We start from the raw sequence: 13,265 nt of genomic DNA, 5'->3' as shown, positions 1-13,265 counted from the left end.
GCGGGTGTTGGTGACGCCCCCTACCCGCTCACACCCCGGTTCCTCAGCACGAAGCACGCACCACCGGCCTTACGGATGCGGCTGCACAGATCATCCGCTTCGCTGCGCGTCTCGGTGCCGATGCGCACCTGGTAGAACGCGCGTGTGCCGCGGCTACGCATCACGGAGGACAGCAGGCTCGGATCGCGCTCGCCGATCACCGTGCTGAGCCGCGTCACGGCGCGGGAATACATCGCCAGCGCCCTGTTGCGGTCGAAGCCGGCGGCGAGCTGGACGCCCCATGCCTTTGCGGCCGCAAGCTCCACATGCTGCTCGAGCTCGGCGACGAAGGCGTTCGGCGCGCGCTTGAGCAGCGCCATCAGGTCACGGCAACTCGTCGGCGGTGAGCTTGGCGGTCCCTTGCCGGTGTTGCCCGCCTTGGCCCAGGCATCGACGCTCGTGCCCGTGATGGCGTAGACGTAGTTGCGGGTCTGCTCCGGCATCGGCCCGGTGCCGGCGAGCCATTCCTGCACGCGCCGCGGACCGGCATTGTAGGCGGCGGCGGCAAGCCCGAGATTGCCGAACTGGTTGCGCAGTTCGCTCAGAAACTCCGCCGACTTCGGCAATGCCTGCACCGGATTGAACGGATTGAGCAGCCCGCGCTCGCTGGCGGTGCCCGGCATGAACTGCGCGATCCCCTGCGCGTGCTCGCCGCTGCGCGTCATGGGGCCGACCGCATCGGCCTGGAATCGGCTTTCCTGCCAGATCACCCGGGCGAAGAATTCCAGCGGGAGATTGGCATCGCGCGCAGCCGCCTCCACGATCAGGCAGATCGACTCCCGCGTGTCGCTCTCGCGCGCGTCCTTTGTCTCCGCCGGCTTCGCGGGCTCCTCCGCCTTCGGAGGCGCGACGGGCGGCGGCGTCTCCTCCGCGAGCGTCGGCGACAGCGCGAGAGCCTGGCACAAGACAGCGATAACCCGAGCTATTCGCATGGCATCGACGCAATCGACCAAAATCGGACCTTGACTTGGAACCCCAGCCAACTAGCAACAGACGGCAGTATCAACGCAGGTCCCGCCCGAATGGTGACAATCTTTTTTGATCTCGACGGCACGCTCACCAACCCGAAGCCGGGGATCACGCGCTCGATCCAGTACGCGCTGGAGCGACTGGACGTCGCGGTGCCGAGCGAGGACGAACTGACCTGGTGCATCGGCCCGCCGCTGCATGCCAGCCTGAAGACGCTCACCGGAACCGACGAGCTCGCCGATCGCGCGCTGCTGCTCTATCGCGAGCGCTTCAGCGATATCGGCCTGTTCGAGAACGAGGCCTATGCCGGCATCGTGGACACGCTGACGACGCTGGCCGCGACGACACCGCGCATGTTCGTCGCGACCAGCAAGCCCGCGGTCTACGCCACCCGCATCGTCGATCATTTCGGCCTCAAACCGTACTTCGAGCGCGTGTTCGGCTCCGAGCTCGACGGCACGCGCGTCGACAAGCGCGACCTGCTGCGCTACGCGCTCGACGAGACCAGGGTCGATGCGAGCAGCGCCATCATGATCGGCGACCGCAGCCACGACGTGGTCGGCGCCCGCACCAACGGCATGACCGCCATTGGCGTTCTCTACGGCTATGGCAGCGAAGCCGAGCTGCGGGACGCCGGCGCGCATCACATCTGCGCCGCGCATCCGGAGCTGCTCGGCCATTGCCTGACCTAACTACGTTCTGATGGTCTCCACCGCCGCCAGCATCCCCGTCTTCGGATGGCAGTTCAGATATTCGAAGAATTGCTCGTCGGCGGCCGCCACCGTGACCTCGTGGTAGAGCCGCAGCTTGGCCGACGGCCCGAGGGTCGACAGATATTTCATCGCCGCGCCGAAGATCCTGACATGAGTCGGATGCGACTCCGCCCAGCGTTCCAGCGCGGCGAGGCTTTTCCACCAGCTCTGGCCGTAGGACTTCTCGCTCATGCTGCCGTCAGGCGCGAGCACACGCATGTAGCGATTGGCGTAGCAGCCAATAGCCAAGCCGTCATCGCGCAGAAAATCCATGCCCTCGCGTAGCACCGGCTCGACGTCGTCGAGATAGAGCTTGCGTTCGGCTGCTTCCGTATCGCTCCAGTCCTGTCCGGAGCGGATCAGGCAGAGATTGTCATGCGCGAGAACGCGCAGCCGCGCGCCGTCGCGGATCAACTCCGGAGCGCCGCCGGGCGTCATGGCATCGGTCTGCGACAACGGGATGCGGTCGCGCATGCCGCCCCAATAGGCATGCTCCTGCACCTCGCCGCTCATGCCATCGGCAACGACTGCGACGCCCTCTGGGCGATCGGGCGAGGAGAACAGCGTCTCGTGCCGCGCTACAGTGGGACGCAGCGCCTCGATGAAAGTGCCGATGCCGTCGCGCTGCCGCCCGGTCCACCCCTCTCGCGCCGGCGCAAACCAGGCCTCGAAGCGCGTGACGTCATCCCAATAGGCGACGGTGACAATGTTCTCAGAGCCGGACTGATCGGCATAGGACGCCCGATCCCAATGCGAAGGGCCTCCCTCCGCAGCGAATAACCGCGCGAGTTCGTTCAACGCATCGGTTGCTGCCGTTGGCGCGGTGCCATGATGTTGCACGCCGAAGTAAGCCATCACGACACGGCTGATCGCGGGCTTGTAGCGCGCCACGAAGGATGGGTATGGCGGCCGGTAATCCTCGGGCACACGCTTGTGGCGCGTGCGTGGGGTCTCGAGATGCAGCGGAATTGCGGACTCCACGATCGTGCCCTCCCGCGATCAGCTCGCTGCCGCGTTGATGTCGGTCGGCTCGACCACGTCGACCGGTAGCGCGAACTGCTCGACGCGCTGGTAGCGCTTCTTGTTGAGCAGCAGCCGCGTCACGTCGGGCCGCGAATAGTGTCCGGCCGGATCTGCCGCGTTCTTGGCGACGCCGATCGCGCCGAGGTCGATCTCCGCGATCAACAGACCCTCCTGGTCCGGCGCGAGCTTGTCGCCGATCTGGCTGCCGTCGGGGCCGTAGATCGCGGCGAACCCGCCGCCGGCATGCAGCAGCCCGTGCTTGTCCGGCCGGTCGCAGAGCTCGTCGATCATCGCCTGCGAGACCGTCGCGCAAGGGGCGAGCACGAAGCAGGAGCCCTCCACCGCATAGACGCGCGAAGCCGCATTGTTCACCTCGGCCCCGAGCGCCGGCGCGAAGGGATCGTAGAGCGAAAAGCTCGGCCAGGCCGCGACGTGGACCTGCTCGTTCTGGGCGTACATCGCGTATTTCGATAGCGGCTGGAGATGCTCCCAGCAGCACAGCGCGCCGATGCGGCCAATGTCGGACCGCGCATGCACGGCGAGATCGCTGCCGTCGCCCTCGCCATAGACGGTACGCTCGGCATGGGTCGGCCGCAGCTTGCGGCGCTTGGCGATGGTCTCGCCGTCGGGTCCGATCAGCCATTGCGCCAGATAAAGGCTGCCGCCGTCGCGCTCGGACAGGCCGATCACGGCGGTGAGCTTGGCTTTGCGCACGGCATCGCGCAAGCGTTCGGCTTGCGGGCTGTCATAGGACAGCGAATTGTCGAAATAGCGCTGCACGAAGCCGCGACCGATGGCCCAGGCCGGCGAGTCCATCCAGATGTGCCAGGGATAGCCGGGGATAAAAGCCTCCGGAAAGGCGATCAGCTTGGCGCCCTTTTCGGCGGCCTCCCTGATCAGCCCGATCGACTTGTCGATCGAGGCATCGAGGTCGAGCCAGGCCGGCGCCGCCTGCACCACCGCCACCTTGTATTTCGGATGTTCGATGCCCATTGCCGCCTCCATTGCCGGTTGATCGGAAGTCACGTCCGATGCAGTCTATTTGGCGGCACGGGCGGCCGGGGCGCTCGACCACAGCGGAACGAAAACTCGACTGAAAGGGATCGCCCGGTCCGGAATTTGCCTCCGGTGAGGCTCGATCTGCGCCAATATGCGGTTTTGCAGGATGTGAAAGGGAGGCTGTCCTGATGCCAATCCAGTTCACCACAGACGGCAGCCCCGGCTACCGGCGGCTTGCCCTCTGGCAGGACATCGTCTGCGACGTCTTCGTCGGGCTCGACTGCAAGTCCGATCTCGGCAGCGCATTTCACGGCTCAGTGACGCAGGCTTCGCTCGGCAAGGCCGTGTGCTCGGAGGTCTGCTCCGACCGCCAGCATGTCTTCCGCACGCCCTCGCGCATCGCGCGCTCGGAGCAGGATTTCGTCCTGGTCGCGCTTGGCAACCGCGGCGACGGCGGGGTCGCCCAGGACGGCCGCGAGACCGTGATCCATCCCGGTGAGTTCGCGCTGTACGACACCACGCGGCCCTATGAGCTGAAGTTCAACGACAGCTTTACCCAGACCATCTTCAAGGTGCCGCGCAAGATGCTGCATCGCCGGCTCGGCGGCACCGAGACGCTGACCGCGATTTCGTTCGGCACCGATGCACCGCTCGAGCGGCTCGCCTATGATTTCATCGTCAGGCTCTGCCAGAACGCAGACAGGCTCGATCCGAACAACGCGGCGGCGCTGTCGGAGCAGGCCGTCGATCTGCTCGCGATGGCGTTGAGCGAACGGCTCGGCAAGACGTCGCTGCCGTCCTCGACCCATCGCTCCGCCCTGCTGTTTCGACTGAAGGCGCACATCCGCACGCATCTCGCCGATCCCGACCTCTCCCTCCCTGAGACTGCGGCAGCGCTCGGCATCTCGCCGCGCTACGTCAATGATCTCCTCGCCGACGAGGAGACATCGTTCCAGCGCTACGTCCTTGCCGAGCGTCTCGCCCGATGCCGGCGCGACCTCGCCTCGCCCGTGCTCGCCCACCGCCACATCAGCGAGGTCGCCTTCGCCTGGGGCTTCAACGATCTCTCGCATTTCGGCCGTGCCTTCCGCGAGCGTTTCGGGATGTCGCCGCGCGACTTCAGGCAGAGTCAGTTGCGGCACTGATTTCACCCCACTGAGCGGTCACCTGCATCAGTGGGCTATTTCCGAGCAAGGCCGGTATGTGAGCGAGCGGTAGGACGCGGCACCTGCTTGCACTATCCTTCGGAAATCGAGCCGCAGGGATCAATCGGCGGCCAGCCAAGGAGCATATCGATGGAATTCCGACGCTTGGGCCGGTCCGGCCTCATGGTGCCTGCGCTGAGTCTCGGCACCGGCACGTTCGGCGGCGTCGGCCGCCTCGCGGCGTGGGGCACGACGGATGCGACCGAAGCCCGGCGCCTGCTGGACATATGCCTCGAAGCCGGCGTGTCGATGTTCGACACCGCGGACGTCTATTCGCTCGGCGAGTCCGAGCGGGTGCTCGGCGAAGCCATCAAGGGCCGCCGCGACAAGGTGCTGGTCTCGACCAAGGCGACGTTCCGCTTCGGCGACGGTCCCAACGACATCGGCTCGTCGCGCCAACACCTGCTCGCGGCCATCGACGGTTCGCTGCGCCGGCTCGGCACCGACTACATCGATCTGTTCCAGCTTCATGGCTTCGACGCCTTCACCCCGCCCGAAGAGGTGCTCTCGACGCTCGACGTGCTCGTGCGCGCCGGCAAGATCCGGTACGTCGGCGTTTCGAATTTCTCCGGCTGGCACTTGATGAAGTCGCTCTCGGTTGCCGACAAGCACGGCTTCCCGCGCTACGTCGCCAACCAGACCTATTATTCGCTGATCGGACGCGACTACGAATGGGAGCTGATGCCGCTCGGCCTCGACCAGGGGCTGGGCGCCGTGGTCTGGTCGCCGCTCGGTTGGGGCCGCCTCACCGGCAAGATCCGCCGGGGTCAGCCGAAGCCCGAGGTGAGCCGCCTGCCCAAGACGGCCGATTTCGGCCCACCGGTGCCGGACGAGCACGTCTATCGCGTCGTCGAGGCCATCGACGAGGTCGCGCAGGAAACGGGAAAGAGTGTGTCACAGATCGCACTGAACTGGCTGCTGCAGCGCCCCACGGTATCGACGCTGATCATCGGCGCGCGCAACGAGACGCAGCTCCGCGAAAATCTCGGCGCAGTCGGCTGGTCGCTGACCAAGGACCAGATCGCCAAGCTCGACGCCGCAAGCAAGGTGACGCTGCCCTATCCCTATTGGCATCAGCGCACGACCTTCACCGACCGCAATCCGCCGGCAGTGTAAAGGGCCAGTCGCGTGACCGCCCGGCCCTGAAGCGCTCCCGACCCAGCTTCCCATGCCGGAACGACCGCTTGCGGCACAGGAACTGTCCGTGTCCTGCCGGGTTGCGGTCGATCCGGCGATTTCCTATTCGGAGATGAACCACGGCTCGAATCAAGCGCGCCTCCATCATGTCGCCTGCCCCGATCGAGCATGCCGACGGCCTGCCGCAGCCGCAGCGCAACCAGGCGGTGCTGACCATTGCGCTGGGCATCATCATGGCGGTGGTCGACAGCGCCATCGCCAATGTGGCACTGCCGACGATCGCGGCCGATCTGGATGCGAGCCCAGCTTTCTCGATCTGGATCGTCAACGGCTATCAGCTTGCGATCACGATCTCGCTGCTGCCGCTGGCTTCGCTTGGCGAGATCATCGGCTATCGCCGCGTCTACCTGGTCGGGCTGGTGCTGTTCACGATTGCTTCCGCCCTGTGCGCGCTGGCGGACACGCTGCCGCTGCTGACGATGGCGCGCATTCTCCAGGGCTTCGGCGCGGCCGGCATCATGAGCGTCAACGCGGCGCTGGTGCGATTCACCTATCCGCGCAGCCAGCTCGGCCGCGGCATCGGGCTCAACGCGCTCGTGGTCGCCTTCTCGGCCGCGGCCGGCCCGACGCTGGCGTCCGGCATCCTCGCGGTCGGAAGCTGGCCCTGGCTGTTCGCCATCAACGTGCCGCTCGGAGCGGTGACGTTGCTGATCGGCCTGCGCAGCCTGCCGCACACCAGGCCGGCGAGCCGCTCCTTCGACTGGCAGAGCGCGGGACTGTCCGCGATCACCTTCGGTGTCGGCATTGCCGCGGTCGACAGCGTCGGCCATGGCGAGGCCGCGATCGCCTGCCTGATCCAGTTCGCCATCGCTCTCGTCGCCGGCGCGCTCCTGATCTATCGCGAGACCCACATGACCTCGCCGCTCTTGCCGATCGACCTGTTGCGCATCCCGGTGTTCGCGCTGTCGATTGCGACCTCGATCGCCTCGTTCTGCGGCCAGATGCTCGCCTTCGTCGCGATCCCCTTCTATCTCCAGGGCCGCTTCGGCTATTCGGCGGTGCATATGGGCCTGCTGATCACGCCATGGCCGATCGCGGTGGCGTTCGCAGCGCCCCTCGCCGGCCGACTGGTCGAGCGTTATCCGGCCGGCCTGCTCGGCGGCATCGGGCTCACGCTGTTCGCCTGCGGCCTTGCGGCGCTCGCCTTCATCCCTGCGGACCCAACGCCGTTCGACGTGATCTGGCGGATGGCGCTGGCGGGCGCCGGGTTCGGTCTGTTCCAGACCCCCAACAACCGCACCATGATCGCGGCCGCTCCGCGCGAGCGCGCCGGCGGGGCCAGCGGCATGCTGGGCACGGCGCGCCTGCTCGGCCAGACCACCGGCGCGGCGCTGGTGGCGTTGCTGCTCGGACGGTATCCGGTTGAGGGGACAAGGCTGGCGCTCCTCGCCGGCGTCGGCTTTGCGCTATGCGGCGCGGTGCTGAGCATGATGCGGCTGTCTCCCGCCGGCGCGCGGGGCGCCGAGCACGTTCGCGTGCAGGACGACCAGCGCCTCCGCGGCGAATAGCACGCTCCCACATCCAGTTGCCCGCTGTTTTCGTGCACAGCCCCTGCGCGACTTAACTATCCCGACGTATGACCTATTGCCCTCGCGCTCCGGTTGCGCTTCATTGGCGCGGGGAACAAGGGGCATTTCATGCGTTCATTGGGAATTGTGGCGCTCAGCGTCATGCTGGGCGGCTGCGCGTCTGTCACGCGCGGCACGACCGAGAATATCAGCATCTCATCGACACCGTCAGGCGTGGAAGCCGTCGTCAGCGGGCTCGAGGTGCCGACAACCTGCACCACACCTTGCGCCATCGTTGCGAAGCGCAGCGCCGACATCACGATCACCTTCGAAAAGGAAGGCTATCAATCCCAGACGGTGCAACTCACCAAGGAAGTGTCGGGCACCGGCGCCGCCGGCTTCGCCGGCAATCTCCTGCTCGGCGGCGTTGTCGGGATGGGCGTCGATGCCGCGACGGGGGCGGCAACCGATCACAAGCCCAATCCGGTCATCGTGACGATGCAACCGTCGGTCCCGGCCCGCAGCGCACGGCCAGCCGCGCCGCACAAGCCGCGTCCGCCGGCTGCAGCGCCAGAGGCCGGGACGTAAGGCACACCCACCCTCGGAAACAAAAAGGCCGGCTCTTCAGCCGGCCTTTCGATTGATGATGCGCTGGATCAAGCCTTGACCAGCGGCCCCTTGGAGGTCGGCCCCTTGGAGCCGCCGGGGCCACCCGGCTTGGACTTGCCCGGCGGACGCTTGCGGGTGCCGGGCAACTTCTCCTGCTTCGGCGTGACCGGGCCCTCGACGAATTCGAAGCCGATCTTGTCCTTGGTCTCGTCGGCCTCGTCCTTGACCAGAACGACGCGGACATGGCCGCCGCCCTTCAGCTTGCCGAACAGCACCTCGTCAGCCAGCGGCTTCTTGATGTGCTCCTGGATCACGCGGGCCATGGGACGCGCGCCCATCTGCTCGTCGTAGCCATGCTGGACCAGCCAGGCCTTGGCCGGCTCGGACAGCTCGATGGTGACGTCGCGATCGCCGAGCTGCGCCTCGAGCTGCAGTACGAACTTCTCCACGACCGTGCCGATCACCTCGACGCTGAGATGGCCGAACGAGACGATGGCATCGAGGCGGTTGCGGAATTCCGGCGCGAACTGCCGGTTGATCGCCTCGTGGTCGTCGCCTTCCCGCTTCGAGCGCGTGAAGCCGAACGCCTGCTTGGCCAGATCGGATGCACCCGCGTTCGTGGTCATGATCAGGATCACGTTGCGGAAATTGACCTGCTTGCCGTTGTGGTCGGTGAGCCGGCCGTGATCCATGATCTGGAGCAGCACGTTGTAGAGGTCGGGATGCGCCTTCTCGATTTCGTCGAGCAGCACCACGCAATGCGGATGCTGGTCGACGCCGTCGGTGAGCAGGCCGCCCTGGTCGAAGCCGACATAGCCGGGAGGCGCGCCGATCAGGCGGGATACGGTGTGCCGCTCCATGTATTCGGACATGTCGAAACGCAACAGCTCGACGCCGAGGCTCGCCGCAAGCTGCTTTGCGACCTCGGTCTTGCCGACGCCGGTCGGACCCGAGAACAAGTAGCTGCCGATCGGCTTCTCCGGCTCGCGCAGGCCGGCTCGCGCCAGCTTGATCGAGGCGGCCAGCGACTCGATGGCCTTGTCCTGACCGAACACGGTGCGCTTCAGGGTCTGCTCGAGATGCTTGAGCACCTCGGCATCGTTCTTCGACACGCTCTTCGGCGGAATCCGCGCCATCGAGGCGATCGTGGTCTCGATCTCCTTGATGCCGATGGTCTTCTTGCGCTTGTTCTCGGCGACCAGCATCTGTGCCGCACCGGATTCGTCGATCACGTCGATCGCCTTGTCCGGCAGCTTGCGGTCGTGGATGTAGCGCGAGGAGAGCTGAACCGCGGCCTCGATCGCCTCATTGGTGTACTTCAGACGATGGTAATCCTCGAAGTACGGCTTGAGGCCCTTGAGGATCGCGATCGCGTCCTCGACCGTCGGCTCGTTGATGTCGATCTTCTGGAAGCGCCGCACCAGCGCGCGGTCCTTCTCGAAGTGCTGGCGGTATTCCTTGTAGGTGGTCGAGCCCATGCAGCGGATGGTGCCCGAGGCAAGCGCGGGCTTGAGCAGGTTCGAGGCATCCATCGCCCCGCCCGATGTAGCGCCCGCACCGATCACGGTGTGGATTTCGTCGATGAACAGGATGGCGTTGGGATGCGCTTCGAGCTCCTTCAGCACCTGCTTCAGGCGCTCCTCGAAGTCGCCGCGATAGCGCGTGCCGGCGAGCAGCGTGCCCATGTCGAGCGAGAACACGGTGGCGGCCGCCAGCACCTCCGGCACTTCGCTGTCGACGATGCGCTTGGCAAGGCCCTCGGCGATCGCGGTCTTGCCGACGCCGGCTTCGCCGACGAACAACGGGTTGTTCTTCTGCCGGCGGCACAGCACCTGGATCGCACGGTTGATTTCGGAATTGCGTCCGATCACCGGATCGATCTTGCCGTCGCGCGCCTTCTTGTTGAGGTTGACGCAATAAGTCTCGAGCGCCTCGCCCTTCTTCTTGGCGTCCTCGTTGCCCTTGGCCTCGGTCTCCTCGTCGACGCCGCGCACCGGCCGCGCCTCGGAGACGCCCGGCCGCTTGGCGATGCCATGGCTGATGTAGTTGACCGCGTCGTAGCGCGTCATGTCCTGCTCCTGCAGGAAATACGCGGCGTGGCTCTCGCGCTCGGCGAAGATCGCGATCAGGACGTTGGCACCGGTCACCTCTTCACGACCGGAGGATTGCACGTGGATCACCGCGCGCTGGATCACGCGCTGGAAGCCGGCGGTCGGCTTGGCGTCGTCGGCGCCATCCGTCACCAGGTTCTCGAATTCGGTCTCAAGATAATTGACCAGGCTCGTGCGGAGCTTGTCGAGATCGACGCTACAGGCGCGCATGACGGCGGCTGCATCGGAATCGTCGATCAGGGAGAGCAAGAGATGCTCGAGCGTCGCGTATTGGTGATGACGCTCGTTTGCGATCGCCAGTGCACGATGCAGGGATTGTTCAAGGCTTTGGGAAAAAGTCGGCATTCGCGTCCTCTATGGCCCCCATCATCATGATCGCCATCGCCCGGTGAGGCAACAACAACCTTTGTCACATATAGTTATACAAGATCGCGGCGAAAGACCGGTTCCGCGACTCAGGCAGCGACATACCAGCGGCATTTTCGATGCAAATCCCGTTCCGATTTGGGCAGAACTACCCATTTGGGCAGGCTTGACGCGGATGCCGATGTGCTCGGGATCATGCAGCACGATGTGCCGCCGTCACACACCACACGAACAGAACCACTCTATAAAGACTTGAACGGCGACTACTTCTTTTCCATCACGCATTGGAGCGGATGCTGGTGCTTGCGGGCGAAATCCATCACCTGCGTCACCTTGGTCTCGGCGATCTCGTAGGTGAACACGCCGCACTCCCCGATGCCATGATGGTGGACATGCAGCATGATCTTGGTCGCGGCCTCGATGTCCTTGTTGAAGAATTTCTCCAGCACGTGGACGACGAACTCCATCGGCGTGTAGTCGTCGTTCAGGATCAGCACGCGGTAGAGGTTCGGCCGTTTGGTCTTGGGCTTGACCTTGGTGATGACCGAAGTATTCGGACCCGAGGGGTTGCCCGAACGGTTCTCGTCATTGCTCATGCGAGGAGCGTAGGCAGCGGCTGGCGCGGACAGTTCGAGTCTGGAAGTCAATTGCGGCATGGCTCAGGCGTTCAGTTCCCCACGGAAGCGAATGGCGGTCACCGCGCGACCCCGCCCTTCGGAGCCTGGCGCAGGCGCGCCGCCTTGTGGATCGCCGCTCCCGACAAATCCGGGTCCAAGCCGGATCGTTCGTCAGCAATATGGGCCCGCCCCCGGCTCGCCGCAAGCGCGCAAAAACTCGGCCGAGGTGGCCACGGCAGCCCCGATTCCCGGTCCGGGCGATCCAGCCAAGGTTAATCAACCCGGACCGATTTGACAAAAATTTCCGCTGCGCCCGTTGGAATATGTTCACCAGGAACCCGGTTATTTAACACGATTGCGACCTTTCGACCGGGATATCCCGGACTTCTACGGTGCAATTTACCAGGCATTCAATGGCATGGCTCGAAATCGGGCAAAACCACGGATTTCGGGGATCGTCATGTTTCACTCGCCGCTTGTCAGCCGGATCGGCCGACGGCTCGCCCGCTTCGCGGCGGCCGAGCAAGGTAATGTCGCGATGATCTTCGCCATCGCGCTGGTCCCGGTCCTGAGCATGGTCGGTGCGGCGGTGGACTACAGCCGCGCCGCCCAGGCCCGCACGTCCATGCAGGCGGCCCTCGACTCCGCCACTCTGATGCTCTCCAAGGATCTGTCGTCCGGCACCATCACCACGTCGCAGATCGATACGAAGGCACAAGCCTATTTCAACGCGCTGTTTACCGGCACCGCTACCCTGCCGTCGGTGAGCGTCGCGGCCACCTACACGGCAAGCACCAGCATGGGCTCCACGATCCAGCTCACCGGCACCGGCACCTACACGACGACCTTCATGAAGATCGCCGGCTTTCCGACGCTCGGCATCGGCACCACGTCCACCAGCGCCTGGGGCAACGTCCGCATGCGCGTCGCCCTGGTGCTCGACAACACCGGCTCCATGGCCCAGGACGGCAAGATGCCGGCGATGCAGACGGCCGCCAAGAACCTGGTCGATCAGCTCAGCAAGCTCGCGAAGGCCGATGGCGACGTCTACGTCTCGATCGTTCCGTTCGCCAAGGACGTCAATGTCGGCGCCAGCAACTACGACAAGGGCTGGATCGATTTCAGCGATTGGGATGCGGCCAATGGCAGCTGGACTTGCAGCGCAGGCAACAACTGGAACTGCAACAAATGGAATTGGACGCCGGCCAGCCGCAACACCTGGAACGGTTGCGTGACCGATCGCGACCAGGACTACGACACCAAGAACACCACGCCGACGAGCGGCAATACGGGGACGCTCTTCCCTGCCGAGCAGTATTCCTACTGCAACTCCGGCAGCTCGTCCTATCTGCAACCGGTCATGCCGCTCAGCTACGATTGGAGCTCGCTCAAGAGCCGCATCGATGCCATGAAGCCGACCGGCAACACCAACCAGGGCATCGGCCTCGCCTGGGGCTGGATGACGTTGTCGACCGGCAATCCCATGAATGCGCCGGCCAAGGATCCGAACTACACCTACAAGGACGCGATCGTGCTCCTGTCCGACGGACTGAACACGCAGAACCGCTGGTACAGCAATGCTTCCCAGATCGACGCGCGACAGAAGAAGCTTTGCGACAACGCCAAGGCCGAGAACATCACGATCTACGCGGTGCAGGTGAACACCGGCAGCGACCCGACCTCGAGCGTGCTGCAATACTGCGCCAGCGGCACCGACAAGTTCTATCTGGTCACCTCGGCCAGCCAGACCGTCTCGGTGTTCAAGGACATCGGCACCTCGCTGTCGAAGCTCCGCGTGGCACGCTGACCAGACCGGTTGACCGCGCGCAAACAAAAAGCCCGGCTGGTTCAGCCGAGCTTTTCGATTCCA

The 13,265-nt window shown here is 65.1% G+C and carries 11 protein-coding genes; 6 read left to right on the top strand and 5 right to left on the bottom strand.

Features of this window, described 5'->3' with window-relative positions:
* Positions 1-20: 20 nt before the first annotated feature.
* Positions 21-971 (bottom strand): lytic transglycosylase domain-containing protein, encoded by a 951-nt coding sequence (locus RX330_RS17125; RefSeq protein ID WP_317243738.1) that lies wholly within the window; start codon positions 969-971, stop codon positions 21-23.
* Positions 972-1,061: 90 nt separating this feature from the next.
* On the opposite strand from RX330_RS17125, the gene RX330_RS17120 reads away from it, so the two are divergent.
* Positions 1,062-1,700, top strand: a complete 639-nt coding sequence (locus RX330_RS17120) for an HAD family hydrolase (protein WP_317243737.1) — start codon at positions 1,062-1,064, stop codon at positions 1,698-1,700.
* Here RX330_RS17120 and RX330_RS17115 read toward each other — a convergent pair whose 3' ends face one another.
* Positions 1,701-2,741, bottom strand: coding sequence for a phenylacetaldoxime dehydratase family protein (locus RX330_RS17115; protein ID WP_317243736.1), 1,041 nt, complete (start codon positions 2,739-2,741; stop codon positions 1,701-1,703).
* Positions 2,742-2,759: 18 nt separating this feature from the next.
* Entirely contained in the window at positions 2,760-3,776 is a 1,017-nt protein-coding gene (locus RX330_RS17110; protein ID WP_317243735.1) for a carbon-nitrogen hydrolase family protein, read from the bottom strand.
* A 194-nt stretch (positions 3,777-3,970) separates the two neighbouring features.
* Between RX330_RS17110 and RX330_RS17105 the strand changes: the two genes are divergently transcribed.
* From RX330_RS17105 to RX330_RS17090, 4 genes are all read left to right on the top strand, one after another.
* Positions 3,971-4,927 carry a helix-turn-helix domain-containing protein gene (locus RX330_RS17105; protein ID WP_212089510.1) on the top strand — a complete coding sequence of 319 codons (957 nt, stop codon included), beginning with the start codon at positions 3,971-3,973 and terminating at the stop codon, positions 4,925-4,927.
* A gap of 150 nt (positions 4,928-5,077) precedes the next feature.
* Positions 5,078-6,103, top strand: coding sequence for an aldo/keto reductase (locus RX330_RS17100; RefSeq protein WP_212089508.1), 1,026 nt, complete (start codon positions 5,078-5,080; stop codon positions 6,101-6,103).
* 167 nt (positions 6,104-6,270) lie between these two features.
* On the top strand, positions 6,271-7,692 hold the full coding sequence (locus RX330_RS17095; RefSeq protein WP_212089506.1) for an MFS transporter: 1,422 nt from the start codon (positions 6,271-6,273) through the stop codon (positions 7,690-7,692).
* A gap of 129 nt (positions 7,693-7,821) precedes the next feature.
* Complete coding sequence (locus RX330_RS17090) at positions 7,822-8,280, top strand: PEGA domain-containing protein (RefSeq protein WP_212089504.1); 459 nt, start codon at positions 7,822-7,824, stop codon at positions 8,278-8,280.
* A 68-nt stretch (positions 8,281-8,348) separates the two neighbouring features.
* On the opposite strand, the gene clpA is transcribed toward RX330_RS17090, so the two are convergent.
* Both clpA and clpS read right to left on the bottom strand, forming a co-directional pair.
* Positions 8,349-10,757, bottom strand: coding sequence for an ATP-dependent Clp protease ATP-binding subunit ClpA (gene clpA, locus RX330_RS17085; RefSeq protein ID WP_212089502.1), 2,409 nt, complete (start codon positions 10,755-10,757; stop codon positions 8,349-8,351).
* Between the two features lie 284 nt (positions 10,758-11,041).
* On the bottom strand, positions 11,042-11,374 hold the full coding sequence (gene clpS, locus RX330_RS17080; RefSeq protein WP_026202494.1) for an ATP-dependent Clp protease adapter ClpS: 333 nt from the start codon (positions 11,372-11,374) through the stop codon (positions 11,042-11,044).
* A gap of 481 nt (positions 11,375-11,855) precedes the next feature.
* On the opposite strand from clpS, the gene RX330_RS17075 reads away from it, so the two are divergent.
* Positions 11,856-13,202: a TadE/TadG family type IV pilus assembly protein gene (locus tag RX330_RS17075; protein WP_317243734.1), complete on the top strand. Its 1,347-nt coding sequence runs from the start codon at positions 11,856-11,858 to the stop codon at positions 13,200-13,202.
* Positions 13,203-13,265 lie beyond the last annotated feature (63 nt).

This window comes from Bradyrhizobium sp. NDS-1 (assembly GCF_032918005.1).
Taxonomy (GTDB): Bacteria; Pseudomonadota; Alphaproteobacteria; order Rhizobiales; family Xanthobacteraceae; genus Bradyrhizobium; species Bradyrhizobium tunisiense.
This window is presented reverse-complemented; position numbering and strand designations above follow the sequence as displayed.